Raw genomic sequence first — 25396 nt, 5'->3', positions numbered from 1 at the left:
GCTTTCCTTTCATTACGACAAACACTTAAATGCAAAGATCATCTTCGCGCTGCCTATAATTCACAATTTTTTTTTCTGGCGTGCGTATCATTGGTTGTCTTTTGTAGTAATAGAAGTACAAATTGTGCAATTTTTTATTAAATTCGCTTCCTTACTCTTAGCTCTATCTTTTATATAAAACTAGCAACTTAAGCTTTTGTTTAATTTTATCAATTTTTAATTTTTATCTTAGCCTTTTGCTCTACTCAAAAAAATTCTCTTTATAGAAACGCTATATAAGGTGCGTAGAATGTTACAGAGGTTTTTTGCTTAAAAACTCCTATTCTCATTAAAAAAGCCGGGTATAAACCACGGCTTCTCTAAAAATTTACGATATTTCGATTTAAATTACGGCCACTGCATCTCGCCTTTTACAACTTTTGCACCCAGCTCTAGGCTATCCACACTTTTTAATGTTGGATATTGTTTTTGCATGAGCTGACTTAGCTCACTTGCATTTTTACTTACTTTAACGGCTTTCTCATAGCTCTTGAGATAGTCAATCGAAAAGTTAACCGCATCCAAACCTTGTGGAGCTCCCTCAACCATATGGGCAGGAACAACTGTCTGAGGTTGAAGTGCTTTAATGTTTTCTAGCGTTTGAATTACTTCATTGCGGTCTTTAACTTTTGGTGTATCTGCCATCCATAAATGAATACCTGAAGATACAGGAATACCACCTACTACTGCCTTAGAAGAAGGAATCCATAAATAAGTAAGTTCTTTCTTACCTTTAATCTCGATTGACTCATTCTCAAGCTTTAAAGTTTTAGCAGTATAAGCTTGAGGCACAATAATTTGGCTAGGCGCATTTGCACCCATTTGTGGCCCCCAATACTTCACTTTGAGTGCTTGGGTATCTTGAATATGTTTAACAGTTTCCGGCGTTGCGATGATTTGTACATTTGGGAAGTATTGCTTAAATACATCTAAACCAAAGTAATAGTCCGGATCGCCATAACTTACGAAAATTGTCTTTAATGTTTTACCACTATCCAAAATATCCGCAGCAATACGTAATGCTTCAGATTTTGAGAATTGCGCATTTACCAACAGAACTTCTTTATCGCCTTCAATTAAAGTAGAAGTCACACCAAAATGTTCGGGTTTAGCCAAGAAACTTTGGATTTTCAAATCTTGCGCAAAAGCTGAGGAAGTTACTGTTAAAGCGGTAGCAGTTGCTAGGGCTGAAGCAGTTAATTTAAAAAATTTCATTATGTATTCTCCAATTTCATGAGAAATACTTTAAATTGCAATTCCTGTAAGGTAAATGCACTAAATTAAGATAAACTGTTGCATATATTGTAATAATGATAATGCATATGGACACATTAAAAGCCATACAAGTCTTTGTTTCTATTGCTCAGCATGGCAATTTAACCAAAGCCGCAGAACACCTGAATTATTCCCGCGCGATGGTTTCCCGTTATCTTGAGCATCTTGAACACACATTCTCAACTCGACTATTTCAAAGAAATACACGAAAAATATCACTCACACCAGCAGGTGAAAAAGCCCTCCTCTACTGCGAAAATATTTTACAACAACAGCAACTTCTACAAGAGCTGGCAGCACCCGAGCAACATAACGGTACGATTCGCTTTACCTGCGGTTTGTTTTTATTTCAATTAGGGGTTGGAGAATGTATTCGCCAATTTAAACAGCAACATCCACATATTCAATTTGATGTATATCTGACTGAAAATACGATGGACTTAATTGATGCTCAGGTCGATTTAGCTTTACGTATAACGCAAAAAGTTGCAGATGGATTAATTGCACGACCTGTTTGCCAAATCGAGTCCGTTTTCTGTGCACATCCTGATTATTTAAAACAGCACAGCCCCCTCTCCCATCCAAGGCAACTTATTCAACATGAATGTTTAGCTCACCATAGCCAACATCAATTTTGGACACTTTTTGATGAAGAGCAACAACCGCAGAATTACCCTTTAAACGTGACCTTTAAAAGTAATGATGTAAATGCTGTTTATGATATGTGTTTACATGCCCAAGGTGTGGCAATGTTGCCTTCACTATTAATTAAAAAAGATTTAAAAGAAAAAAGATTAGTTCCTTTATTTAAAAACTTTTCAGCTCCGGAATTAAGTTTGTCAGTGGTATATGCATCGAGACAACATTTACCCAAAATAACGCAGGAATTTATTGCTTTTATGATCGAAAATTTAAATTTTTACTTAAAACCGCAAAATTAAAAGTTTTAAATTGCCGTGTACGCTTGAATTTTTAGGCAATGCCCATACTTCATCCCTATTAATGAATTACAGCATATGCATGGCAGTTCAGGTTTTACCCAGTAAATGCTGATGCCAAAAGGACTGTACATGTTTAAAAACCCATTTAAACGGAGATCATCAATGGCTAATGAGCAAAACGAGCAAGCTCAAGACATTCAACACGAGCAAGCAGAGCAATCTAATGAGCAAACTCAGGCTGAAGGTGTAGAGCAAGCAAACGACGTTACCGTTGAATCTTTACAAGCGCAAATCACCAAATTAGAAGAAAGCCTGAAACTTGAAAAGGCACGTACAGCAAATGCTGTTTACGAAGCACAAAAAAGTGTAGAGCGTATTCAACGTGAGTCTGACAAGCATAAAGAAACTGTGCTTGAAAAATTTGCCAAAGAATTACTTGATTCTGTAGACAATCTAGAGCGCGCAATTCAAGCAGCGGGTGATGAAGAAACACCAGTACTTGAAGGTATCAAATTAACCTTAAAGTCACTGTTAACTGCGCTTGAAAAATTTGGCGTTGTAGAAGCTGATACTAAAAATGGTTTCAATGCAGATTTACATCAAGCAGTAGGTATTGATCCTAATGCTAAAGCAAATGAAATCGGTACTGTTTTACAAAAAGGCTATACGTTAAATGGCCGCTTATTGCGCCCTGCTATGGTTATGGTTGGTCAATAAGTAAATTTTTGAGAGTTTTTAGATTTTTTTTAGCTAAAACGCTTGAAAAAAATAGATTCACTCTCATATCGGATAACAAGCAAAAACATTGCAAAAGAATTTTTGAGGAAAACGTCACATGGCAAAAATTATTGGTATTGACTTAGGTACTACCAACTCATGCGTTGCTGTACTTGAAGGCGATAAAGTAAAAGTAATCGAAAACGCTGAAGGCGCACGTACAACTCCATCGATCATCGCTTATAAAGATGGTGAGATCTTAGTAGGTCAAAGCGCTAAGCGTCAGGCAGTAACTAACCCGAAAAATACATTATTCGCTATTAAGCGTTTAATTGGTCGTCGTTATGAAGATCAAGCGGTACAAAAAGATATCGGTCTTGTACCTTACAAAATCATCAAAGCTGACAATGGTGATGCTTGGGTTGAAGTAAACGACAAAAAATTAGCACCTCAACAGATCTCTGCTGAAATCTTGAAAAAGATGAAAAAAACTGCAGAAGACTATTTAGGTGAAACAGTTACAGAAGCGGTTATTACTGTTCCTGCTTACTTTAACGATGCTCAACGTCAAGCAACTAAAGATGCGGGTAAAATCGCTGGCTTAGACGTTAAACGTATCATTAACGAACCAACGGCTGCTGCACTTGCGTTCGGTATGGACAAAAAAGAAGGCGACCGTAAAGTTGCAGTTTACGACTTAGGTGGTGGTACTTTTGACGTATCAATCATTGAAATCGCAGACCTTGATGGCGACCAACAAATCGAAGTGTTATCAACAAACGGTGATACTTTCCTTGGTGGTGAAGACTTTGATAATGCATTGATTGAATTCTTGGTTGAAGAATTCAAGAAAGAACAAAGTGTGAACTTGAAAAATGATCCACTTGCGTTACAACGTTTGAAAGAAGCTGCTGAAAAAGCAAAAATTGAGCTTTCTTCATCAAATGCAACTGAAATTAACCTTCCATATATCACTGCCGATGCAACTGGTCCTAAACACTTAGTGATCAACGTAACTCGTGCAAAACTTGAAGGTTTAGTTGCTGATTTAGTTGCTCGTACAATTGAGCCTTGCCGTATTGCGCTTAAAGATGCTGGTCTTTCGACTTCTGACATCTCTGACGTAATCTTGGTTGGTGGTCAGTCTCGTATGCCACTTGTACAACAAAAAGTACAAGAATTCTTTGGTAAAGAGCCACGTAAAGACGTGAACCCTGACGAAGCAGTTGCAATCGGTGCTGCGATTCAAGGTGCGGTATTGTCTGGTGACAAAACTGACGTTCTTTTATTAGACGTAACGCCATTAACTTTAGGTATTGAAACAATGGGTGGTGTATTAACACCAATCATTGAGAAAAACACGACGATTCCTGCGAAGAAATCACAAGTGTTCTCTACTGCTGCTGACAACCAGCCTGCTGTAGACATTTCTGTTTACCAAGGTGAACGTAAGATGGCTCAACAAAACAAATTGTTGGGTAACTTCCAATTAGGTGACATTCCGCCTGCTCCACGCGGTGTGCCACAAATTGAAGTATCTTTCGACATCAATGCTGATGGTATCTTGAAAGTATCTGCTAAAGATAAGAGCACTGGTAAAGAGCAATCGATCCAGATTAAAGCAAACTCAGGTTTGTCTGATGCTGAAATCGAAGCAATGATTAAAGATGCAGAAGCGAATGCTGAAGAAGATCGTAAGTTTGAAGAACTTGCAAAAGCTCGTAACGAAGCTGATGCATTAATTTCAAGCTCGAACAAAGCTGTTAAAGATCTTGGTGACAAAGTTACTGAAGATGAAAAAACCGCTGTAAGCACTGCCGTTTCTGAACTTGAAGCAGCAACAAAAGAAAATGATGTAGAAGATATCAAAGCTAAAACTGAAGCTTTACAAAACATCTTGATGCCTATCACTCAACGTGCTTATGAACAAGCGCAACAAGCTGGTGGTGCAGAAGGCTTTGATCCAAATGCATTCCAAGGTGGCGATGCTGGTCAACAAAAAGCTGATGATGGCGTTGTAGATGCTGAGTTCACTGAAGTTAAAGATGACAAAAAATAATTTGTTTCTTTAATAAGAAACCGCGCTTAGGCGCGGTTTCTTATTAGTTACAAAAAATAACAATACGTTTTTTCATATATTTTTAAATTATTTAATGTCAAAAAGGTCAACTATAAAAACTAATCTATTCATTATAAAAAAGATTTTCTAAACTAAAATACATTGTTACTTATTACATTAATTATTCCATTATTGCCAAGTCTAAAAACATCTTTTTAAATTTTTTTACCCAGATCACAAAGCTCTCCCACTCTCCTGTACTTTTTATCATTTTGACGAATTAAATTAAGTAGCTAACAATAAGATTTTATTTATATTTTTTATTTTGCCATGAAAAAAATTCTATGGTGGGGATTAAGCTTATGTTTATGCATAGGCTTTCAAACGACAAGCTTTGCTCAAAATAATCTAGCAATAGGTTCCTCTAATCAACCTTTAAAGTATCGAATTGCTTTTATTGATCCACGGTTTCAATTAACTCGAGAAAAATTAGTTGAGATTAGCCAACAAGCTGCTGAAATCTGGCATAAAGAGACTGGAAAAACCTATTTTATCTATGATTCAGAAGCTCAGTTGGTAATTAACTTAATTTATGATGATCATCAGCTGATGAAAAGCGAGCAACAGGTAAATTTGGATGCACTTTTGCAAAAGCAGGAAGTATGGCGTCTTAAAAATGAAGAAATTATTTTAAATAAACAAGAGATTGATCAGCTATCGTCTGATTTAAACAAAAGAAAGATCAATCTGAAAGCTGAGTTTGAGCAATATGAACAAGACGTAATACGCTTTAACCAAGGAGAACATCGATACTATCGTGCCGATGAGCTAAAAGAGCAGCAAAATCAACTCCAGCAAAAATCTAGAAATCTACAAAACGAATCAAATAGTTTAAATTATAAAATTCAACTACTTAATCTAAAAATTAGGGAGCTCAATCAAGAGCAAAATGATTTAAGCTCTCTAAAAACACGATTCAAACTTGAACAAAAAGCCAGTATTCAACCCTTCCATAAAGGCTTATTCAGCCAAAACCAAATTCAAATTTACGGTTACGCTTCTTTAAATGATTTACGTTTAACCCTTGCTCATGAGTTTGGCCATGCATTAGGACTAAAACATACTACTGATCCTAAATCATTAATGTATCCACGATTAAAAGAGCAAGATATCCATAATTTCAAATTAACAAATTCAGATTTAGAGTTATTAGGCTCAATTTATAGTTCAATTAAGGAAAATCATTAAAGTTAAATAATTAAAAAAACTAAATAAAACAAAACTAAATGAATTTTTTCTAAAAAATAATTTGGCATTTGGTAAAAAATAATGAGACTAAAGTCTCATTTATTTATTTGAATCGTACGTTTTTTGATTGATTTTTCACTTTATATTCTTATAATACGTTTTTTTTAAAATCTCCCCCCTTCAATTATGCGTTTAACATCTTTGTTATTAGGCGTAGCCTTTGCTTTTTCTAATTTTCAGGCTAATGCTAATCTTGCTACTCCAGCTCACACTCAAATTCAGCAAAAAGCAGGTCAACATTTGACTTACAAAATTGCTGATATTGATCCACGTTTTGGTTTAAGCCAAGACCAATTAATTCAAATTAGCCAACAAGCTGCGGACATTTGGAAGCAAGGTACTGGACAGGATTATTTTACTTATGATCCAAATGCAAAGTTAGAAATTCGTTTAGTTTACGATAATAGCCAGAGTCGTTCTGAACAGCGTCAAAAAATTGCTGCTCAGTTTCAGCAAGAACAGCAACGTGTAATTGATGAACAGCAACAAATTAAGCAATTGAAACAAACTCTTGGCCAAACTCAATCTGACCTTGAAAATAAGAAGCAGATTTTGAATGGCAAATTGAAAAATCTTGACGAGCAAATGATGCAGCTTAACCAAGGCAAATTAGCACCTGAATACAGTGCTAAATCTTTGGCTAAAACTCAGAAAGATTTGCAAAAACAAACTGTTGCTTTAAAGAAAGAAATTGCTGCATATAATGAGCAAGCTAAAGATTTAAATGTCAAAGTTACTCACTTTAATCAGATTAACAATGAGTTCAACAATTCATTGACCCAATTTAAGCAAAATGCCCAAGCTGATGTCTTTAAAAAAGGTATCTATAATGGCAAGCAAATTGTGATTTATGAGTTTAAGTCTATTGATGATTTACGTTTAACAATTGCTCATGAGTTAGGACATGCGCTTGGTTTAAAACATAGCGATCAACCAAATGCATTAATGTACTCAGTACGTAAAGATGGTGATAGAAAAGTCACTGGTCTTACAGATGCTGATCGTGATCTATTAAGTGCTTTACCTCAATAATTAAGGACTTCATATAAAATGATGTATCTATTTCTAGGTAGATACATCGAAATTCATATCAAAGTCATGTTATTGTGATCATAAGAGCTAACTAAAATAGAATGGAGATCAAGATGAGTTACTATCATATCCTGATTGAAGTAAATGATCATATCAGCACAATTGAACAAACACGTGATATTGAACTGTTTGATATTATTGAAATTAAACCATACCTCCATTCTATTCTAATTCCCTTTTTCAATGAGCATGAAATCGAGCTTGAAGATGAAAATATCGAATATAAAGATATTCTACATCTTGAAGTGAAACAGACTCTGTTACCGATTGAACATTTAATTGAAGAAGAACAAAAACAATTACCAAGTGATACAGATGTTACGATCACTGCGTATGAAATCTTTAATGATCGAGATTTAAGCCAAGATGTCACTTCAGTTATTTTTGATATTTTGGAAGCGGTAAAATTAGATTAGCAATCTAATACAAGTACTTATAAAAAAGGTCTGCATGTGCAGACCTTTTTATTATTTCAGTTTATTGCATCATTTTTTGGGCTTGTTCTTGGCGAAATGCGCGTAAGATTTGTTGCCCTGCCCGTCCTGTTGGATTTAAACCTAAACGAGTTTGCTCCTGACGAATAGCTACACGGGTTTTATCCCCAATAAGACCATCAACTGCACCAATATCGTAGCCGCGATTAATCAAAAACTGTTGAATTTCACGACGTTCCGCGCGTGAAGTTCCTGGATCATCAGTTGGCCAAGTTGTTGCAAAAGGACGAGCGCCTTTTAAACGATCAGATAGATGGGCAATTGCCAGACCATAACTTTCCGCTGCGTTATAACTATAGATAGCATCAAAATTCTTAAATACTAAAAATACTGGACCATTTACACCTGCTGGTGCCATTAAACCTGCTGAAGTACTGCCAGATAAAGCTCCTTGAACAAGTGGAGAGCCGTCAATTCGAGTTACCCCTCGTGCACTCCAGCTGCTTAATGCTTTCTTTGAGCGTCGCCCTTCTCCATCAATTGACATGCCTTGAGGAACTTTTACTTCAAAACCCCATGGCATTCCTGTTTGCCAACCAGCTTTATTTAAGAAATTAGCCGTTGATGCTAATGCATCTGCAGTACTTGATACTAAATCGCGACGACCATCTCCATCAAAATCAACAGCTAAACGTTCATAGGTCGATGGCATAAATTGCGTATGTCCAAATGCCCCAGCCCAAGAACCTTTCAGTTGATCTTCGGTTAAGTCACCACGCTGCAAAATACGCATGGTGGCAAAAAATTCAGTACGGAAATAACTTTGTCGACGACCTTCACAACTTAAAGTTCCGAGCGCTTGTAATAAAGGATATTTTCCAGAAATATCACCAAAATTACTTTCTACACCCCACACTGCCACAATTGTTTCTGGTGGCACGCCGTAGGTTTGAGAAGCTCGATTTAAAACATCGCGATATTGCGCCAGTTTTTGTTTTCCAAGCTCAACACGCTCTTCATCGACTAAGCCAGAAAGATAATCCCAAATTGGTGTCGAAAATTCTGGTTGATAGTTTAATTTATCAATAACTGAATAATCTGGAGTTAAGTTTTGAGTATAACGGTCATAAGTTGTTCCCGAGACTCCCGCAGCAATTGCTTGAGAACGTAAATTTGCCAAACAACTTTGGAAATTATTATTAGGCGTATAATCTTCGCTAGTTACTACTGGAACAGTAGCATTGCTAGATATTGTAGAACCATTAATTACGAGCTCTGCTTGAGCCTGAGTCATTGCTAAAAATACAGAGCCAACAATACAAGAAAAACGTCGCATATTATCCCAGTTTCAATTTTTGAATTTAAATTTTTAAGTACCATACCATTATGAGTCTAAAATTTCAGAGAGAAAACGTAAATTTGAATTCATAATCTCTTCTTTAAATTCATTTCTAGTGTTTTAAATTCAAATTTCCCACTTTATTTTGAATTTAAAACTTTCCCCATGTGCATCGCCAGTTTTGAATTCAAAATAATAGCGCATAGTTTAAATTCAAAAGTCTTACTTTAAATTTAAACTATAACGTAGGTGTTTCTGTGGATAAACTTATCCACAATCAAGCAAAAACAGCCATGCCTATTAATTTAATACTATATTTCATCAGCCTTTATGACCCAGGAAGACCAATCAATCGAATAATCTATATTTTTAAATTCAAAAATCACGCAATAATTTAAATTCAAACTTACCGCGTTATTTTAAATTTAAAACACTTCAGCAAACACCATTAGTTTTGAATTCAAAAACCATGAGCTCTATGATCAGCAACAAATCAAACTCTCTTGTGGATAACTAAATTTAAATTCAAAACAATTAAGCTTCACTTTTTAAATTTAAAAATATCATCAATATTTAAATTTAAAAATTTCCACAAAAAGTTATCCACAAACAAGAAATTACTCAGGATTTATTATTTTTTAAATTTAAAAGATAAAAAAAGCGATCCGAAGATCGCTTTTTAGAGAATTAGAAATGCTTTAGAGGGTCATATCTGCTGTTAAAGCGAGTGGTTCTGGCAAAATTTCTGCTAATTGACGGCATAAATTCGTCAATTCATTACTATCCACAGGCATTAAAGTGATATGGCCTAACTTACGACCAGCACGTTCAGACTTATTATAAAGATGTAAATGAGCACCATTTAAGGCAAGTACATCTTCAGTTTTAGGATGTTGACCAATAATATTGATCATAACCGTTGGGCGAACAACATCTGTTGAACCTAATGGTAGACCTGCAACAGCTCGAATATGGTTTTCAAACTGTGAACAAACAGCGCCTTCAATTGACCAGTGACCTGAGTTATGCACACGTGGGGCCATCTCATTTGCACACAAACCTTGTTCTGTTACAAACAGCTCTAGAGTCAGCACGCCAACATAGTTAAGGTGATTCAACAACCGAGTAATGTAGTCTTGAGCCACAGGTTGCAAAGCTTCGCTATTCGGTGCCGGAACAATTGAATGCGATAAAATGCCATTGTGGTGGTGATTTTCAGCCAGTGGCCAAGTTTTTACTTCACCATTTTGGCCGCGCACCGCAATAATTGAAACTTCACGAGAGAATTTAACAAAGCTTTCGGCAACTAGACTTTTTGCAGGCCCAAGTTCAGCCCAAGCAGTATCAATCTGGTCTTCTGAACGAAGTACAAACTGACCTTTACCGTCATATCCACCAGTTGCAGTCTTAAGCACAATCGGTAAACCAAGCTCAGCAACAGCCTTTTTCAAGCTTTCTAGACTATCTACAGCACGATACGGCGCAACAGGAATAGTAAGCTCATCAAACAACGCTTTTTCTGACAAACGATTTTGCGCAGTTGCTAAAGCAACACGGGGAGGGTGCAATGCTTTGGTTTGTGTTAAAACATCCACATCTTCAACGGGCGTATTTTCAAACTCAAGACTAAAAACATCAGCACTTTCAATAAACTGCTTTAAGCCTTGCTCATCTTGGCTAGAAAAGACTTGGCCTAGAACACCTGCAGGACAATCTGTATTTGCTTCAAAAAAAGTACACTGAATATTTAATGGTAACGCTGCTTGAGCCATCATTCGGCCCAGTTGCCCACCACCAAAAATACCGATAGTTTTATCCATCTCAGCCTCTTACACCTGACCCGGAATATTTTTGCTTGCAACTTTATCAGTTTGCGCAGCACGGAAATCAGCAACATTTTTTGCGATTTCAGGACGAGTTAAACCTAAGATTTGTGCCGCCATGATTGCAGCATTCGTCGCACCAGCTGGACCAATTGCTAAAGTACCAACGGCGATACCAGCTGGCATTTGTACGATTGAAAGCAAAGAATCTACGCCATTTAAAATTGATGATTTAACTGGCACACCCAAAACTGGTAAATCAGTTTTTGCGGCACACATTCCAGGTAAATGCGCTGCACCACCTGCACCAGCAATAATCACTTGAATACCGCGATCACGCGCAGTTTCTGCGTATTCAAATAAACGGTCTGGAGTACGATGAGCAGATACCACTTCCGCTTCAAATGGGACACCAAGCTGTTTAAGCATATTGGCTGTGTTTTCGAGAGTTGCCCAATCAGATTGAGAACCCATAATAATTCCAACGAGAGGTTGAGCGTCTTGTGCTGCGGCCGCATTCATTGCTAATGTTCCAGAGACAAAAGTAAAAGAAGATAAATCTCGACGAGAGCCAAGTTTTAAATGGTTCGGAAGCCCATTATTATAGACTGATTTTTCATCTCACGAAAATTTAACTGACCAGCTCTGCGAATATTTTTAATCTCACCAAAAAATGTCATGGTTTAACAATGACACATTCTCAAATTTTATTAATATTATTTAAACATCCTGCAAGATAAACAGGCATTTGGAAGAGCAATGGCTTATTGCAAAGTAGAATAAATCATTCAATGCAAGCCATTGCAGCTTACTGGCTTCTAAATACGAAGTAGACACAGCCAAATAAACATACCATCGCCCACAAATAATCCAGTTTAAATGGTTGTTTAAACAAGAAAAGCATAAACGGTACAAACACAATCAGTGTGACCACTTCCTGGGTAATTTTCATTTCACCAAGTAACCAGCCTTGCGCACTCAGCATACGAGTTGCTGGAATCATAAAACTATATTCAAGCAGGGCTATAATCCAACCGAATAAAATCGCTTGCCAAAGTGGAGCATGGTGCAAAAATTTAAGATGCCCATACCATGCAAGTGTCATGAAGCAGTTAGAAATAATTAATAGCGTAAAAGCTAAAACCGTTGGGCTCAAAGGCACATCCTTCATCTTTACGATGATTTAAGTATTTTAAAGATATAAAACATTATAAAAGATAAAACTGTAATTCAGCTTAAATCGAAAAAATAAAGATGTGCTTTTCTCAGGGCCTCAAACACATAGAACAACAACGATTTTTGACTATCTTTTCGAGTTTAGCCTTGCTATCGTTGCTGGCAAATTTATCAATAATGCACACACAGTCATTCATACGAATATTGTGTACAAAAGCAGTGGAGAAGGCGAGCAATGCATCTGCATATCTTGGGTATTTGTGGCACTTTTATGGGCTCTTTAGCACTTTTAGCTCGTGATTTAGGACATAAGGTAACCGGTTCCGATTCAAACGTTTACCCACCAATGTCTACCCAGTTAGAAAACGCAGGCATTACCCTCATGCAAGGCTACGATCGTAGTCATTTACAGCCTCACCCAGATTTAGTCATTGTCGGAAATGCCATGAAACGTGGTATTGATGCCGTGGAATATATGCTTAACGAAGGTTTGCCATATATTTCTGGTCCTCAGTTCCTTGCCGATCACGTTTTACAAGGTAAACATGTGCTTGGTGTAGCAGGAACTCATGGTAAAACCACGACTACTACCATGCTGGCTTGGGTACTTGATCAAGCTGGTTTAAATCCGGGCTTTTTAATTGGTGGTGTCCCACTTGGTTTTAGCGAAAGCGCTCGTTTAGGTGGTGGAAAATACTTCTGCGTTGAAGCTGATGAATATGACTCAGCTTTCTTTGATAAACGTTCTAAGTTTGTTCACTATCACCCAAAAACGGCGATTTTAAACAACCTTGAATTTGACCATGCCGATATTTTTGATGACCTAGCAGCGATTCAAAAGCAATTCCATCATCTTGTTCGTACCATTCCAAGTGAAGGCCGCATTATTGCGCCCATTACTGAAACTCATATTGATGAAGTGCTTGAAATGGGTTGCTGGACACCAGTAATTCGTACAAGTTTAGAAGCGAATGAAAAAGCTGCACTGTCTGCCGAATTAATCTCAATTGATGGCAGCCATTTTAAAGTACTGGAAAATGGCAATGCCGTTGGTGAAGTAAAATGGACCATGACAGGGCAACATAGCGTAGCGAATGCTTTGGCAACGATTGCAGCCGCTCAACATGTAGGTGTTGCACTTGAAACGGCTTGTGAAGCTTTGTCTAACTTTGGCGGTGTAAAACGTCGTATGGAGTTACTCGGTACAGTCAATGGTATTGAGGTTTATGATGACTTTGCTCACCACCCAACAGCAATTGACACCACTTTAGATGGCGCACGTAAACGCTTAGGTGAACGCCGTTTATGGGCCATTATTGAACCACGTTCAAATACAATGCGTATGGGCAGTCATAAAGATGGCTTGGCACATTCAGCACGCTTAGCAGACGATGTCATCTGGTACCAGCCAGAAGGTTTAGATTGGGATTTACAACCCGTGATTGCAGCTGCCTCTAACCATGCTCAAGTGAGCCGTTCTCTTGATGAAATTATTGAACGTATTGTCAATGAAGCAGGTGAGGGCGATGCCGTTGTGATTATGTCTAACGGTGGCTTTGGTGGCTTACATCAAAAACTTATGAGCGCATTAAAAGCGAAAGCTGCTTAACTTCCGCTTTATATGATTCAATAAAAAAACGGGTTTCAAATTGAAACCCGTTTTTTTATATCAATTATTTTTAAACTTTTTCTGGCTCTATATTGGCCATAAATTTATTAGAAACGATTAAACGTAAACTATAGACAATACCCATCGCAAAAACGCTATATCCCACGTTATTACAAATAAACGGAATACATAAAATAATGAGCGCGGTGATCGGATAAAACCATTTCGTGATTCCAGATAAACATTGGAACTCGTAAAGTATCCAAATACAGGTGGTATAGAGCACCACACTCACCGCAACGACTATTCCCATATATAAATCAGAAATATGCGCGTGATGGGTTGTGACATCCACAGCGGCGGCAAGCGCTGCACCCACCGCAGCAATACTGACAAAAACAAAATAATGGCCGTATCCCCATACAAATGGGCGTACACCTTTAACATGATGGTGTTGCTCACTACGGTCAAAATAAGCCCACCACATTGCGAACATCAACATCAATCCACCGATCATTAAGAAAACGGCTGGGATATTCATTGACTGAGCGGCTAAGGCGTCACGTATGGCATTAAAACTACCGACGATTGACTCACCCAGAACAATAATCGTGAGTAAGGCATAGCGTTCTACAATGTGATGGGGATGCCACGGCGTTGGTGAATATTTTTCTGCATAGATAGGAATAAATAACTCCATCGCAACCAGAAATAAAAATAAAGGAACTGAAAGTATGTGCGCAAAATTAGCAACGAGCCAACCCACCTGAACCAAGACAATACCTACCGCATAGCGGTAAGCGGTAATTCGCCGCTCTGGATCATGTTTTGCTGCACGTAACCACTGGGTAACGAGTGCCATGCGCATGATCACATAACCAATAATGATGATGTCAAAATCCTGACTACGAAATACATCAGGAATACCGGCGGCCATCACCAATGACCCCACAATCTGTACAAAGGTAAGGCATCGATACAATGCATCATCGTTATCGTAAGCTGAAGCAAACCACGAAAAATTCATCCATGCCCACCACAGCGCAAAAAATACCATCAGGTAACTTGGTAATGCATGCCAGAGGTGATTTTCAATAATTGCGTGATGTAACTGCTGACCTGCTGTTGCAATCGCGACTACAAAAATTAAATCGAACAATAATTCGAGGGGAGTTGCTGCTCTATGCGGCTGTTTTGGATCTCTTGGAGTTAGGGGCCTCAAACTTAATTTTTTCTGTTTTTCTTGAGTAGTCATAAAATAACGTTCTCGAATAAAGTGCCAACACGTTAACACTTTAATATTAACGCCCAGAACACGCATTAAAAAATATCTAGATCTGCTGTTTAATCTTTACTCACAAACAAACTATATTTCATTTTTGTGACAATTCTTTATCAAGACAATAGGCTTAATTCTTTATCATAGCCCACGTTTTTGTTCTTGTTTGGAATATGAATGTCTTTAGAAACACTCAACCTTAGCTTATTCCATGTGATTAATGGGGCTCAGGATGCGAGTCAATTTATCATTCGTCTTGCTATCTTTTTTGCTAATGATCTCCTCTATATTCTTTTATTCATCCTTACATTTTTATGGTTCTATGGTGATCAAGATTTAAAAAATAGAGTCATTAAATCTGTCTTTTTAACCTGCATATCCCTTTTAGTAGGTTACGTTATTTCTCTGTTTTATCATCACGCAAGACCGTTTGTCATGGGTGTTGGCACCACGTTTATTGAGCATGCGCCAACAGCATCTTTTCCAAGTAATCATATGCTGATTTTCAGTACCATTGCTCTGTCTTATTTGTTTGCTCAGCGCAAAATGATTGGAATCATTCTTTTATTCTTATCATTTGTGGTGGCATGGTCACGTATTTATTTAGGTGTGCATTTCCCGTTAGACATGTTGGGGGCTTTTATTGTTGCGCTACTGGTCAATACGGCAGGTTATTACTTCTGGAATGCTTACGGTACAAGTTTGACCGCATTCTTTATTCACCTTTACCAAATTATATGCAAACCGCTTTTAGACCGCGGTTTGATTAAATAATCCGTAGATCTTTTTTTATATTAAAACCACGAGATTAAGTTCAGTTGCGTAATATATAAAAATCTGCCATTCTATGTGAAATTGGATATGTTTTATCCAAAACAGAATTTAGTTTGACAAGGGGAGTAGCCTCCTCCAAACATAACAGCAATGTTATGTGTCAGATATCGTCAATACACTTTTATTAAAAAGTCGGTATCTGAGCATCGTGAAATTCATGATGTAGGCAAGACCTTGATCATGTTGATACAGATGTTTTAATTCATCTGGCAACTGGTCGAGGTTTTTTTATGCCCAATTGCCGGATGTGAGGAGGATTTATGGAAACAATCGGCAATCTATGGCTGTACATAGCATTCTTTGGCATTGTCATTGTCATGCTTTTAGTGGACTTTTTAGGCTTTAAGCAAAAGCAAGGTCAGGATGTCTCAATTAAGCAAGCTGCTTACTGGAGCGTGGCGTGGGTAAGCGTCGCGGTCTTATTTGGTGGTGGTTTATGGTTGTATCTACAGCAAACTGCTGGTGTGACCTTAGCAAATCAAAAAACCATGGAATACTTCGCAGGTTACTTACTTGAAAAGTCCCTCGCAATTGACAACGTTTTCGTCTGGTTAATGATTTTTGCGGCATTTGCTATTCCAGCTGCGCTACAACGTAAAATTTTGCTCTACGGCGTATTAGGCGCAATCGTACTGCGTACTCTGTTTATCTTTATTGGCGCATGGTTTGTTCAAGAGTTTTCATGGGTGCTTTATATCTTTGGTGCGTTCTTGGTATATACAGGCTTCAAATTCTTAAAGGGCCAAGAAGAAGAAACCAATATTGAAGATATTAAGGCTCTAAAATGGTTACGTAAGCACATGCGTATTACGCCACAGCTAGAAGGTGACAAATTCTTTGTTCGTCAAAATGGTTTATTGTTGGCAACGCCGTTATTTTTAGTATTGATTTTAGTTGAAGCTTCAGATGTGATTTTCGCAGTAGACTCTATTCCTGCTATTTTCGCGGTAACCAGTGATCCATTTATTGTTTTAACAGCGAACTTAATGGCAATTTTAGGCTTACGCGCAATGTTCTTCTTGCTTGCTGGCGCTGCATCTAAATTGCATTACTTGCCATACGGTTTAGGCATCATCTTATTGTTCATTGGCGCGAAAATGTTGTTGCTTGATGTATTCCACATGCCAATCTGGATTTCGTTAAGCTTTATCGTAATAGTGTTAGCAATTACCGCTTATCTCTCTTTACGTCATAATAAGCGACAAATCTCATAGAATCTTTATTTACATAATATTAAAGGGCTTTCATAGAAAGCCCTTTTTAAATTAAGAATTGACTATTTTTAATTTTGGCCATTGTTGTAACCAATTTTTGCTTTCTACACGATTTTTGAAAGTCTGATAACTAACTAGAGCTGAATTCCAACGTAAATTTAATTCAAATAAATCTGATAAGCCAAAAGGTGCAATTATTTCTAAATTACCGAAAGTGTCGAAACGTATCGCTATAGCTGTGGCTGTTTCTGACCATAATGATAATGCTTCCTCAATCGAAGTTAATGGTTGAATTTTTTCACCATTATCTTTACGGTACCATGTATGTACCAAAGCCTGATTAACAACATCCCAATCTTGATTTGGAAATTTGCTTTTTAAATCACTTTGCAATTCTTTTTGATAACTATCATCACATTCATTAGCATTATAATAAATCACATCCATATCACTTTTAGTTAAATCATAAGTTTTGCCATGTAAATATGACCAAACAGTGTTTCTCACAGCACCAGCACTTAAATAAACTTTTGGATGCAATTGAGAAATAATAGCTAATGTCTTTAATAAACAAGGAGATTTCATCACCAAATCAATAAAGTCTTGTTGATAATTATCATATATATTTGTCATATTTGGAAAAATACTAAAGTCATCCACCATGTAATAGTACATAGAAGCTCTGCACGTTAAAAGCGCTGATCAATATCATATGACTATGCTCAGGAGCAGCACATTATTTTGTTGAGTACTGAACGTATAGATCTACATAAAAAAGCACTTTAAAAGTGCATTTTAAGTACTTAACAAATAATAAGCTTTCATGTTTAAAGCTAAATTAGAACAAAAATTCAAAAATATAATTAAATAAGTTTATGTATTTTAATAATTTTACTCTTGATTTCCTCATTAAAAATCAATATTGGCAAGCTCTTTGCATTTCCTAAAAAGAAAAAAGCCTAGATTTTAAGGGCTCGCGAGAGCCCTGATTTTTTTAAGGAGTGATGCCATGAATGCGATTCCAACTTTAACGCCCCTTGCAATGCCGTGTAACAGCAGTTTTGATGCAAAAGATTGGGAAATTTTATCTACTCACTGGTATCCCGTCGCACGTATTCAAGATGTCTCTACTGCACCACAAAGAGTGACGTTATTAGACGTCAATATGGCCCTATATAAGACAGAAAGTGGCGAAATTCATCTGGTCCGAGACATTTGTCCACATCGTGGCGTACCATTAACCCAAGGGTGGGTAGATGGTGAAGAAATTGTGTGTCCCTATCATGGTCTACGCTATAACACCGAAGGGAAGTGTACCCAAATACCAGCTCAACCTGATTTAACCAAAATTTCTGATCGTTTTTCTCTTACCAAATTTCCAGTTGTTGAACGATATGGCTTGATTTGGACCAGTATTCACAGTCGGGATATTACTCGAGCTAATATTCCAGTATTAGATACTTGGGAGCATGCAGAACATCAATCAATTTTACCGCCTTTTGTCGATATTGGCGGTTCTAGCGGACGTCAACTCGAAGGGTTTATCGATGTCGCTCATTTTGCATGGGTACATCACAACGCCTTTGCGAATCGAGAGAACCCTGTTGTACCCAAATATCACACAGAACGTACCAGCTACGGCCTAAAAACAGTCTATATCAGCAATGTCAGTAACTATCCACACGAACTAAAACATCTCGAACCAGAAGGCTTTTTGTGGAAGCGCACCTTCGATGTCTATCCACCTTTTTCAGCAGTACTTACTGTTGATTTTCCAGAAGGTGGGGTTTTAAAAATCTTGAATGCCTGCTGTCCTATCTCAAGCAATAAAACCCGTTTATTTGTTCCACTTACCCGTAACTTTGACCAAACAGGTGATTTAGAAAAAGTATATGCATTCAATGCGCAAATTTTTGCTGAAGACCAAGACATGGTCGAATCACAAAAGCCAGAAGACCTTCCGCTTGATTTAATGATGGAAGCACATTTTGAAGCAGACCGTTCATCAACGACTTATCGACGGATTTTGGCAGAATGGGGACTAAGTAAACGTTATACCGTTTAAATCTTGGCTAAGTGGGGTACAATCAATCGAAAAAAGTGAAAATATAAAGGCTTTCCATGTCATTGATCGCAAATACCACCGTTGTGCGTGGTCGTTTTTTAGATATCCAGCAAACCGTCTCTGAGCCAACTGATATTCCAAATCAAGTGCGTTATTTAGAAGATGGTGTATTGATTAGTGAACATGGAAAAATCAAATGGTTTGGTGCCTGGGAAGAAGCTCAAGCGCACCTTCCTGCTGGGGTTGAGGTTCAACATTACCCAGAACAATTGATTGTACCTGGCTTTATTGATACCCATATTCACTTTCCACAAACCGAAATGGTAGGAGCTTACGGCGAACAACTTTTAAGCTGGCTCAATACCTATACATTTCCAACTGAAATCCAGTTTCAAGACAAAGCATATGCAAATGAAATTGCCCAGTTCTTTGTTCAGGAACTCTTAAAACACGGTACAACCACGGCCCTCGTTTTCTGTACGGTTCATCCTGAGTCTGTTGATGCCTTATTTGAAGCCGCAGAACGCGTTCAGATGCGTTTAATCGCTGGTAAGGTACTCATGGACCGCAATGCCCCTGAAGCGCTTTGTGATACCCCAGAAACGGCTTACAGTGACACTAAGGCACTCATTGAAAAATGGCATGGCAAGGGTCGTGCTCTGTATGCGATTACACCACGTTTCGCACCAACCTCTACACCTGAACAATTAGAAAGAGCAGGGCAGTTAAAACAAGAATTTCCAGATGTTTATGTACATACCCATTTAAGCGAAAACAAAGATGAAATTGCTTGGGTGAAATCTTTATTTCCAGAACAAGCGGGCTATTTAGATGTTTATCAACATTATGGCCTAACTGGTAAACGTTCTGTTTTTGCTCATTGTGTTCACTTAGAAGATGAAGAATGGCAATGTATGCATGATACGCAGTCGGCTATCGCATTTTGTCCAACGTCGAACCTGTTCTTAGGTAGTGGTTTATTCCCATTGAAAAAAACTTGGGAAAAACAAGTGAAAGTAGGTTTAGGGACAGATATCGGTGCTGGTACATCGTTTAGTTTGCTTCAAACTGTTAACGAGGCTTATAAGGTTCAACAGTTACAAGGCGATAAACTTTCAGCTTATGAAGCGCTCTATCACGCGACGTTAGGCGGAGCAAAAGCGCTTGATTTGCAGGACAAGTTAGGCAATTTCAACATCGGTAAAGAAGCAGACTTTGTGGTACTCAACCTTAAGCCAACTGCACTACAGCAACTTCGCCAGTCTAAATCTAAATCTGTTGAAGATTCGTTGTTTGCATTATTCACTTTAGGTGATGACCGTAATATTGAGGCGACTTATATTTATGGAAACCGTGCTTATCAAAAAGAAACAGCCTAATAAAAATCGGGCCGTTAAGTTTTTGTTATTATTTGGAATATGTGCTCTTGTATTAAAGCGGGATCGACATATTGCTCAAAATGATAAAACTTCAGAGTCATCAAAGGGTGCATGAAACATCATTTTGCTTTAAAATTTTACCATTAACTCAGATTTTAGAGGTGTTGCAGGTCAACACCTTTTTTATTTTTCTTTTATATCTTGTAGGAATCTGACATGACTGTTGCAATGAGCATCATGATTTCAACCGAAGAAATTCAAGCAAAAGTCAAAGAGCTCGGCGAGCAAATTAATGCTCACTATGCAAATAGCGACAAAGAGTTAGTCCTGATTGGGCTACTGCGTGGTTCTGTTATTTTCATGGCAGACTTGTGCCGAACGATTACCAAACCGCATGAACTCGACTTTATGACAGTGTCTAGCTACGGCGGCGGTACGACTTCAAGTCGAGATGTTAAAATCTTAAAAGATCTTGATGGTGAAATTCGCGGTAAAGATGTACTGGTCGTTGAAGATATTATCGACTCAGGTAATACCTTAAGCAAAGTTATGGAAATGCTGCAAACTCGCGAACCAAATTCGATTCAATTGTGTACGTTAGTGAGTAAACCATCTCGCCGTGAAATTGATCTCGAAGTGAAATTCTTAGGTTTTGAAGTTGAAGACAAGTTTATTGTGGGTTATGGATTAGACTACGATCAAAAATATCGCCACTTACCATTTATTGGCGAAATTGGTTTATAAATTTCAAAAAAATAGCACCGCGAGGTGCTATTTTTTTATATAAAACTTTAGCTTCGAACAAAAAAGACACAAAAAGTCGCAATCTGCTACAGACAAAATAGATGACTCTGCCGCACGATAGAATATGAAGCAAAATCATTAACTTCATCAAAAAAACAACTGGAGAACAAATATGTGGTCACTCATTGTCGCTATTGTAGTTGGTTTCTTTGCTGGCTTAATCGCTCGTGCCTTACATCCAGGGGATGATAAAGCAGGTTTCATCGTAACCACCCTAATTGGTATTGCAGGTTCACTTCTAGCCACTTATGGTGGTCGTTTACTTGGCCTTTATGGAGAAAATTCAGCTGCGGGCTTTATCGCATCTGTAATTGGTGCAGTCATTATTCTCTTTATTTACAATTTAATTGCACGAAAAAGTTAATGACTTTTAGGCAATAAAAAAGCACCTGATGGTGCTTTTTTTAATTCATTTTATAGACCTAATTCTTTCCAAACGGCTTGAATTTCTTCGGCAGATCGAGCGCCTACCAGTTTAAATCCATTTGCAAAAATTAAGGTAGGGGTACCATTAAAACCTAGTTTCTTTCCAAGCTCTAAATTACGATCAATTGGATTAGCACAGCTTGTAACTGTTGGTTTGACACCTTGCTGAATCAGTTTTTTCCATGAATAGGATTGATTTGGTGCACACCAAACCTGTCTAGAAACAACAATAGACTGAGGTTTTAAAGGATAGATGAACGTGTAAATGGTCACATCTTTCAGCTTATCGAGCTCAGGTTCAAGCTGCTTACAATAAGGACAGTTTGGATCAGAAAATACGGCTAAAACATGCTGTCCATTACCTTTAACCGTTTTAATCGCATCTTTTAAAGGTAATTGTTTCCAATCAATTGAGTTCTGTCCTAACACCAGATCTTTGGTTAAGTTTTTCTGGTCTTTTAAACGAATCATAGAGCCTACAAACATATGCTGCCCATCTTCACCAATATAAATAATTTGCTGATCGAGATTAGCGCTATATAGCCCAGGCATTTCGGTTTTCTGAATATTGCTAATTTTCAAATTAGGATATTGTTTTTTAATATTTTCCCTAACAGTATCGACATTAGCGAAACTTAAACTCGCCGTTAAGCTAAATAACGCCAATATTCCTAATTTTTTAAGCATAAATCAAACTCATAGGTAGGAGAGGAGATCATTTTAATCAGTTCAGCTTTTGAAAACAGAACTGATTACCGAGTTATAACCAAACTGCCACTTATTTATGCCAATGTTTCACGTGGAACATAAGCAGGTTTTAGAATATTAATTTCTACCGATATATGCACAATTTCATCATGAATTGATAAAGCCTGACGAATCTGATCTGCGGTTAAAGAAATATCATCAGTTTCGAGCGCTAAAATACAAGAAAACTTACCTTTTGCGACTTTCCAGACATGAATATCCGTAATTTCAATATTTTTAGGAAATTCAGCAATCACTTCACGAATTTCTTCAACTACCGGATGATCCATTTCAGCATCTAAAAGGGTTTTTCCTGTCTCTTTCATTAATCCAAGAGACCATTTTGCAACCAAAATAGCACCTAAAATTCCTAAAAGTGCATCTAAAAAATCCCATCCAAAATATTTACCCGCACAAAGCGCAATAATTGCAAAAACGGAGGTCACAGCATCTGCAACTACATGTAAAAATGCAGCTTTTTGGTTTAAATCGTGATGATGCCCATGATCATGCTCGTGATGGTGATGGTGATGGTGATGGTGATGGTGATGGTGATGGTGATGGTGATGGTGATGGTGATGGTGATGGTGTCCATCATCGTGAAGTAACCATGCGCAAATCAAGTTAATGACCAAACCTAAAATTGCAATGGGAATCGCTTCATTATAAAAAATTTCAACTGGATTAAATAACCGTTGTATCGACTGAAAAGCCATAAAAAAGGCAACAACCATCAGCAAAATTGCACTGCTATAACCCGCTAAAATCTCGATTTTCCAAGTTCCAAAACTAAACCGATGATCTTTGGAATAATGACGAGCTGCACGATAAGCAAAATAGGCTAAACCGAGTGCCAACATATGTGAACTCATATGCCAACCATCAGCCAGAAGGGCCATTGAATTGAAAAACCATCCACCAAATATTTCTAACACCATCATGGATGCCGTTAAAATCGTTGCAATCAAAATACGTTTTTGTGCAAGTGGATTTCCTTCATCAAACTGATGTTGATGATGACGTGATACACTATGATCCTGCATAAAATTTAAACCCAATATACTCCCTACCAGTATATTGAATTATACAAGAGAACACAGATGAGTCACATTGGTCAGGATAAAAAAATAGTTAATCGTGTAAAACGACTAAAAGGGCAAATTAATAGTATTGAGCATGCCGTTGAACAGCCTGATATTTCATGCATAGAAATACTGCAACAAGTTGCTGCAATTAAAGGTGCGATAAACGGTTTAATGAGTGAATTAATGGAACAACACTTACATCACCATGTGCTCAAAGAAGCACAAGTTGATCAGAATGAGTTAGATGAGTTTTTAAAGGTTCTAAAAAGATACGGCTAACGAGGTGACTGAATGACACAGCCATTGTGCATCAGTCAGATTTTTTTAATTATTTTCCAATACAAAACGAACCAAAGATTTTGCCTAATAGATCATCGGCGCTAAAGTCACCGGTAATTTCACCTAAAGCATTTTGAGCAAGACGTAATGATTCAGCAACCAGTTCACCTGCGTTAAACACAACAAGTTGCTCGCGTGCTTCTGAAAGATAGAGCTGTGTGCGCTTCATTGCGTCTAAATGACGTGTTCTTGCAATAAAGGTGTCTTCCTCAGGGTGGAAGCCTGCATGCGCTGTAATCGCTTCTACGAGGCCTTGTACGCCCATCTCTTGTTTTGCAGAAACGGTTATATGACGGAACCCTTGAAAATCGTTTATTTCAGCTAATTGACCTGTTAAATCGCATTTATTGCCAATTAACATTAGGCGACGAGGTTCGATGTGTTCAGCAAAATATTCTTGAGCAAGTTTTAATGGGTCATCACCTTGATTTAAATCATAAACCAGCAATAACAAATCAGCTTGTTCAATTTCTTTAATTGCTCTGCGAATCCCTTCTTTTTCAACAATGTCACCTGTTTCACGTAGGCCAGCTGTGTCTGTTAAGGTGATTGGTAGGCCATTTAAGCTAATTTTTTCATGTAAAACATCGCGAGTTGTACCAGCAATATCGGTTACAATTGCGCGCTCAACGCCAGCTAGCGCATTCAACAAGCTCGACTTACCTGCATTTGGTTTACCCGCAATAACGACTTGTAATCCTTCACGGAGTAATTGACCTTGTCGTGCAGATGTTTGAACGGCATGTACTGACTGCTGAACATCTTCAAGTAAAGCTAAAATCTTACCGTCTGCTAAGAAATCGATTTCTTCTTCAGGAAAATCAATTGCAGCTTCAACATGTAAGCGTAAATGAATCAGTTTTTCTAAAACCGTATTAATTTTTGTTGAAAAAGCGCCTTGTAGAGAACGAACGGCAGAGCGTGCTGCAGCTTGCGAAGTCGCATCAATCAAGTCGGCAATCGCTTCTGCTTGCACCAAGTCCATTTTGCCATTTTCAAAAGCGCGCATGGAGAATTCACCAGCTTTTGCAGCAATTGCACCAAGCTCAAATAGACGTCCCAGCAAGGCATTTTGGATGACTGGACCACCGTGACCTTGTAGCTCTACAACATTTTCACCTGTAAACGAGTGGGGATTGGGAAAGCATAGAACAATCCCTTCATCCATAATGCTGCCATCAGCATCATAAAACTTACGAAAACCCGCCATACGTGCTTCAGGCAAGTTTTTCTGTGTCAGGTTTTGAGCAATCTCATAAGCTTTAGGTCCCGATAGGCGAATCACGCCCACACCACCACGCCCTGGTGGCGTTGCAATTGCGGCAATCGTGGTTTGACTTTGCATATTATTCACCTAAAAACCTAAAATCCAGCCAAAGAAAAATCCGCCTAAGATTACCATCTTAAGCGGA

The 25396-nt window shown here is 37.8% G+C and carries 23 protein-coding genes and 1 pseudogene; 14 read left to right on the top strand and 10 right to left on the bottom strand.

What is annotated here, in order from left to right; translation table 11 throughout:
• Nucleotides 1–387 precede the first annotated feature (387 nt).
• Nucleotides 388–1254 (bottom strand): MBL fold metallo-hydrolase, encoded by an 867-nt coding sequence (locus F886_RS17365; protein ID WP_005308428.1) that lies wholly within the window; start codon nucleotides 1252–1254, stop codon nucleotides 388–390.
• 107 nt (nucleotides 1255–1361) lie between these two features.
• Here F886_RS17365 and F886_RS17360 point away from each other — a divergent pair, with 107 nt between their 5' ends.
• The 6 genes and pseudogenes from F886_RS17360 (at nucleotide 1362) to F886_RS17335 (ending at nucleotide 7847) form a co-directional block, all read left to right on the top strand.
• Nucleotides 1362–2255: a LysR family transcriptional regulator gene (locus F886_RS17360; RefSeq protein ID WP_005308426.1), complete on the top strand. Its 894-nt coding sequence runs from the start codon at nucleotides 1362–1364 to the stop codon at nucleotides 2253–2255.
• A 162-nt stretch (nucleotides 2256–2417) separates the two neighbouring features.
• A complete protein-coding gene (grpE, locus tag F886_RS17355; protein WP_004795539.1) occupies nucleotides 2418–2972 on the top strand; it encodes a nucleotide exchange factor GrpE in 555 nt (184 codons plus the stop codon).
• 118 nt (nucleotides 2973–3090) lie between these two features.
• The gene (gene dnaK / locus F886_RS17350) at nucleotides 3091–5031 is read left to right on the top strand and encodes a molecular chaperone DnaK (protein WP_004795542.1); all 1941 of its coding nucleotides are present in this window, start codon (nucleotides 3091–3093) and stop codon (nucleotides 5029–5031) included.
• A 330-nt stretch (nucleotides 5032–5361) separates the two neighbouring features.
• Nucleotides 5362–6279 (top strand): matrixin family metalloprotease, encoded by a 918-nt coding sequence (locus F886_RS17345; RefSeq protein WP_005308420.1) that lies wholly within the window; start codon nucleotides 5362–5364, stop codon nucleotides 6277–6279.
• Between the two features lie 111 nt (nucleotides 6280–6390).
• Nucleotides 6391–7371, top strand: a pseudogene (locus F886_RS17340) (M57 family metalloprotease).
• A gap of 101 nt (nucleotides 7372–7472) precedes the next feature.
• Nucleotides 7473–7847: a hypothetical protein gene (locus F886_RS17335; RefSeq protein WP_003656007.1), complete on the top strand. Its 375-nt coding sequence runs from the start codon at nucleotides 7473–7475 to the stop codon at nucleotides 7845–7847.
• A gap of 61 nt (nucleotides 7848–7908) precedes the next feature.
• Here the strand turns inward: F886_RS17335 and F886_RS17330 are convergent, their stop codons facing one another.
• The 4 genes from F886_RS17330 to F886_RS17315 form a co-directional block, all read right to left on the bottom strand.
• On the bottom strand, nucleotides 7909–9201 hold the full coding sequence (locus tag F886_RS17330; RefSeq protein WP_005308415.1) for a lytic murein transglycosylase: 1293 nt from the start codon (nucleotides 9199–9201) through the stop codon (nucleotides 7909–7911).
• Between the two features lie 701 nt (nucleotides 9202–9902).
• Nucleotides 9903–11024, bottom strand: coding sequence for a 5-(carboxyamino)imidazole ribonucleotide synthase (locus F886_RS17325; protein WP_004795549.1), 1122 nt, complete (start codon nucleotides 11022–11024; stop codon nucleotides 9903–9905).
• Nucleotides 11025–11033: 9 nt separating this feature from the next.
• Nucleotides 11034–11549, bottom strand: a complete 516-nt coding sequence (gene purE, locus F886_RS17320; protein ID WP_002115451.1) for a 5-(carboxyamino)imidazole ribonucleotide mutase — start codon at nucleotides 11547–11549, stop codon at nucleotides 11034–11036.
• Between the two features lie 286 nt (nucleotides 11550–11835).
• Nucleotides 11836–12198: a DMT family protein gene (locus F886_RS17315; protein ID WP_014207671.1), complete on the bottom strand. Its 363-nt coding sequence runs from the start codon at nucleotides 12196–12198 to the stop codon at nucleotides 11836–11838.
• Nucleotides 12199–12438: 240 nt separating this feature from the next.
• Here F886_RS17315 and mpl point away from each other — a divergent pair, with 240 nt between their 5' ends.
• Nucleotides 12439–13812, top strand: coding sequence for a UDP-N-acetylmuramate:L-alanyl-gamma-D-glutamyl-meso-diaminopimelate ligase (gene mpl, locus F886_RS17310; RefSeq protein ID WP_005308409.1), 1374 nt, complete (start codon nucleotides 12439–12441; stop codon nucleotides 13810–13812).
• Between the two features lie 70 nt (nucleotides 13813–13882).
• On the opposite strand, the gene F886_RS17305 is transcribed toward mpl, so the two are convergent.
• Nucleotides 13883–15133, bottom strand: coding sequence for a low temperature requirement protein A (locus F886_RS17305; RefSeq protein ID WP_005308406.1), 1251 nt, complete (start codon nucleotides 15131–15133; stop codon nucleotides 13883–13885).
• 135 nt (nucleotides 15134–15268) lie between these two features.
• On the opposite strand from F886_RS17305, the gene F886_RS17300 reads away from it, so the two are divergent.
• Together F886_RS17300 and F886_RS17295 are read left to right on the top strand one after the other, a co-directional pair.
• Nucleotides 15269–15865, top strand: coding sequence for a phosphatase PAP2 family protein (locus tag F886_RS17300; RefSeq protein WP_005308403.1), 597 nt, complete (start codon nucleotides 15269–15271; stop codon nucleotides 15863–15865).
• Between the two features lie 320 nt (nucleotides 15866–16185).
• Nucleotides 16186–17139 (top strand): TerC family protein, encoded by a 954-nt coding sequence (locus F886_RS17295; protein WP_005308400.1) that lies wholly within the window; start codon nucleotides 16186–16188, stop codon nucleotides 17137–17139.
• Nucleotides 17140–17190: 51 nt separating this feature from the next.
• Here the strand turns inward: F886_RS17295 and F886_RS17290 are convergent, their stop codons facing one another.
• Nucleotides 17191–17814 (bottom strand): nucleotidyltransferase family protein, encoded by a 624-nt coding sequence (locus tag F886_RS17290; protein ID WP_005308397.1) that lies wholly within the window; start codon nucleotides 17812–17814, stop codon nucleotides 17191–17193.
• A gap of 334 nt (nucleotides 17815–18148) precedes the next feature.
• Here F886_RS17290 and F886_RS17285 point away from each other — a divergent pair, with 334 nt between their 5' ends.
• From F886_RS17285 to F886_RS17270, 4 genes are all read left to right on the top strand, one after another.
• Nucleotides 18149–19204, top strand: coding sequence for an aromatic ring-hydroxylating oxygenase subunit alpha (locus tag F886_RS17285; RefSeq protein ID WP_005308394.1), 1056 nt, complete (start codon nucleotides 18149–18151; stop codon nucleotides 19202–19204).
• A 56-nt stretch (nucleotides 19205–19260) separates the two neighbouring features.
• Nucleotides 19261–20583: a guanine deaminase gene (gene guaD, locus F886_RS17280; RefSeq protein ID WP_005308391.1), complete on the top strand. Its 1323-nt coding sequence runs from the start codon at nucleotides 19261–19263 to the stop codon at nucleotides 20581–20583.
• A 216-nt stretch (nucleotides 20584–20799) separates the two neighbouring features.
• A complete protein-coding gene (gene hpt / locus F886_RS17275; protein ID WP_004795560.1) occupies nucleotides 20800–21327 on the top strand; it encodes a hypoxanthine phosphoribosyltransferase in 528 nt (175 codons plus the stop codon).
• Between the two features lie 172 nt (nucleotides 21328–21499).
• Nucleotides 21500–21751 carry a GlsB/YeaQ/YmgE family stress response membrane protein gene (locus tag F886_RS17270; RefSeq protein WP_000269732.1) on the top strand — a complete coding sequence of 84 codons (252 nt, stop codon included), beginning with the start codon at nucleotides 21500–21502 and terminating at the stop codon, nucleotides 21749–21751.
• A 50-nt stretch (nucleotides 21752–21801) separates the two neighbouring features.
• On the opposite strand, the gene F886_RS17265 is transcribed toward F886_RS17270, so the two are convergent.
• Both F886_RS17265 and dmeF read right to left on the bottom strand, forming a co-directional pair.
• Complete coding sequence (locus F886_RS17265) at nucleotides 21802–22500, bottom strand: DsbC family protein (protein ID WP_005308385.1); 699 nt, start codon at nucleotides 22498–22500, stop codon at nucleotides 21802–21804.
• 95 nt (nucleotides 22501–22595) lie between these two features.
• Entirely contained in the window at nucleotides 22596–23603 is a 1008-nt protein-coding gene (gene dmeF, locus F886_RS17260; RefSeq protein ID WP_005308382.1) for a CDF family Co(II)/Ni(II) efflux transporter DmeF, read from the bottom strand.
• Nucleotides 23604–23660: 57 nt separating this feature from the next.
• Here dmeF and F886_RS17255 point away from each other — a divergent pair, with 57 nt between their 5' ends.
• Complete coding sequence (locus tag F886_RS17255; protein ID WP_004795563.1) at nucleotides 23661–23924, top strand: metal/formaldehyde-sensitive transcriptional repressor; 264 nt, start codon at nucleotides 23661–23663, stop codon at nucleotides 23922–23924.
• A gap of 49 nt (nucleotides 23925–23973) precedes the next feature.
• On the opposite strand, the gene mnmE is transcribed toward F886_RS17255, so the two are convergent.
• Entirely contained in the window at nucleotides 23974–25329 is a 1356-nt protein-coding gene (mnmE, locus tag F886_RS17250) for a tRNA uridine-5-carboxymethylaminomethyl(34) synthesis GTPase MnmE (RefSeq protein WP_005308379.1), read from the bottom strand.
• Nucleotides 25330–25396 lie beyond the last annotated feature (67 nt).

Origin of the sequence: Acinetobacter sp. NIPH 542, from assembly GCF_000369825.1 — a bacterium.
Taxonomy (GTDB): domain Bacteria; phylum Pseudomonadota; class Gammaproteobacteria; order Pseudomonadales; family Moraxellaceae; genus Acinetobacter; species Acinetobacter oleivorans.
The sequence above is the reverse complement of the archived record's forward strand: the minus strand, read 5'-3'. Positions and strand labels throughout refer to the sequence as shown.

Excerpts from the sequence above, each read along its gene's own strand:
- F886_RS17300 (WP_005308403.1), top strand. The coding sequence starts at position 15,269 with ATGTCTTTAGAAACACTCAACCTTAGCTTATTCCATGTGATTAATGGG.
- F886_RS17325 (WP_004795549.1), bottom strand. The coding sequence starts at position 11,024 with ATGGATAAAACTATCGGTATTTTTGGTGGTGGGCAACTGGGCCGAATG.
- mpl (WP_005308409.1), top strand. The coding sequence starts at position 12,439 with ATGCATCTGCATATCTTGGGTATTTGTGGCACTTTTATGGGCTCTTTA.
- F886_RS17295 (WP_005308400.1), top strand. The coding sequence starts at position 16,186 with ATGGAAACAATCGGCAATCTATGGCTGTACATAGCATTCTTTGGCATT.
- F886_RS17360 (WP_005308426.1), top strand. The coding sequence starts at position 1,362 with ATGGACACATTAAAAGCCATACAAGTCTTTGTTTCTATTGCTCAGCAT.
- dnaK (WP_004795542.1), top strand. The coding sequence starts at position 3,091 with ATGGCAAAAATTATTGGTATTGACTTAGGTACTACCAACTCATGCGTT.
- hpt (WP_004795560.1), top strand. The coding sequence starts at position 20,800 with ATGACTGTTGCAATGAGCATCATGATTTCAACCGAAGAAATTCAAGCA.
- purE (WP_002115451.1), bottom strand. The coding sequence starts at position 11,549 with ATGAATGCGGCCGCAGCACAAGACGCTCAACCTCTCGTTGGAATTATT.
- F886_RS17330 (WP_005308415.1), bottom strand. The coding sequence starts at position 9,201 with ATGCGACGTTTTTCTTGTATTGTTGGCTCTGTATTTTTAGCAATGACT.
- F886_RS17335 (WP_003656007.1), top strand. The coding sequence starts at position 7,473 with ATGGAGATCAAGATGAGTTACTATCATATCCTGATTGAAGTAAATGAT.
- F886_RS17285 (WP_005308394.1), top strand. The coding sequence starts at position 18,149 with ATGAATGCGATTCCAACTTTAACGCCCCTTGCAATGCCGTGTAACAGC.
- grpE (WP_004795539.1), top strand. The coding sequence starts at position 2,418 with ATGGCTAATGAGCAAAACGAGCAAGCTCAAGACATTCAACACGAGCAA.
- dmeF (WP_005308382.1), bottom strand. The coding sequence starts at position 23,603 with ATGCAGGATCATAGTGTATCACGTCATCATCAACATCAGTTTGATGAA.
- guaD (WP_005308391.1), top strand. The coding sequence starts at position 19,261 with ATGTCATTGATCGCAAATACCACCGTTGTGCGTGGTCGTTTTTTAGAT.
- F886_RS17270 (WP_000269732.1), top strand. The coding sequence starts at position 21,500 with ATGTGGTCACTCATTGTCGCTATTGTAGTTGGTTTCTTTGCTGGCTTA.
- F886_RS17345 (WP_005308420.1), top strand. The coding sequence starts at position 5,362 with ATGAAAAAAATTCTATGGTGGGGATTAAGCTTATGTTTATGCATAGGC.
- F886_RS17255 (WP_004795563.1), top strand. The coding sequence starts at position 23,661 with ATGAGTCACATTGGTCAGGATAAAAAAATAGTTAATCGTGTAAAACGA.
- F886_RS17365 (WP_005308428.1), bottom strand. The coding sequence starts at position 1,254 with ATGAAATTTTTTAAATTAACTGCTTCAGCCCTAGCAACTGCTACCGCT.
- F886_RS17315 (WP_014207671.1), bottom strand. The coding sequence starts at position 12,198 with ATGAAGGATGTGCCTTTGAGCCCAACGGTTTTAGCTTTTACGCTATTA.
- F886_RS17305 (WP_005308406.1), bottom strand. The coding sequence starts at position 15,133 with ATGCGTGTTCTGGGCGTTAATATTAAAGTGTTAACGTGTTGGCACTTT.
- F886_RS17265 (WP_005308385.1), bottom strand. The coding sequence starts at position 22,500 with ATGCTTAAAAAATTAGGAATATTGGCGTTATTTAGCTTAACGGCGAGT.
- F886_RS17290 (WP_005308397.1), bottom strand. The coding sequence starts at position 17,814 with ATGTACTATTACATGGTGGATGACTTTAGTATTTTTCCAAATATGACA.
- mnmE (WP_005308379.1), bottom strand. The coding sequence starts at position 25,329 with ATGCAAAGTCAAACCACGATTGCCGCAATTGCAACGCCACCAGGGCGT.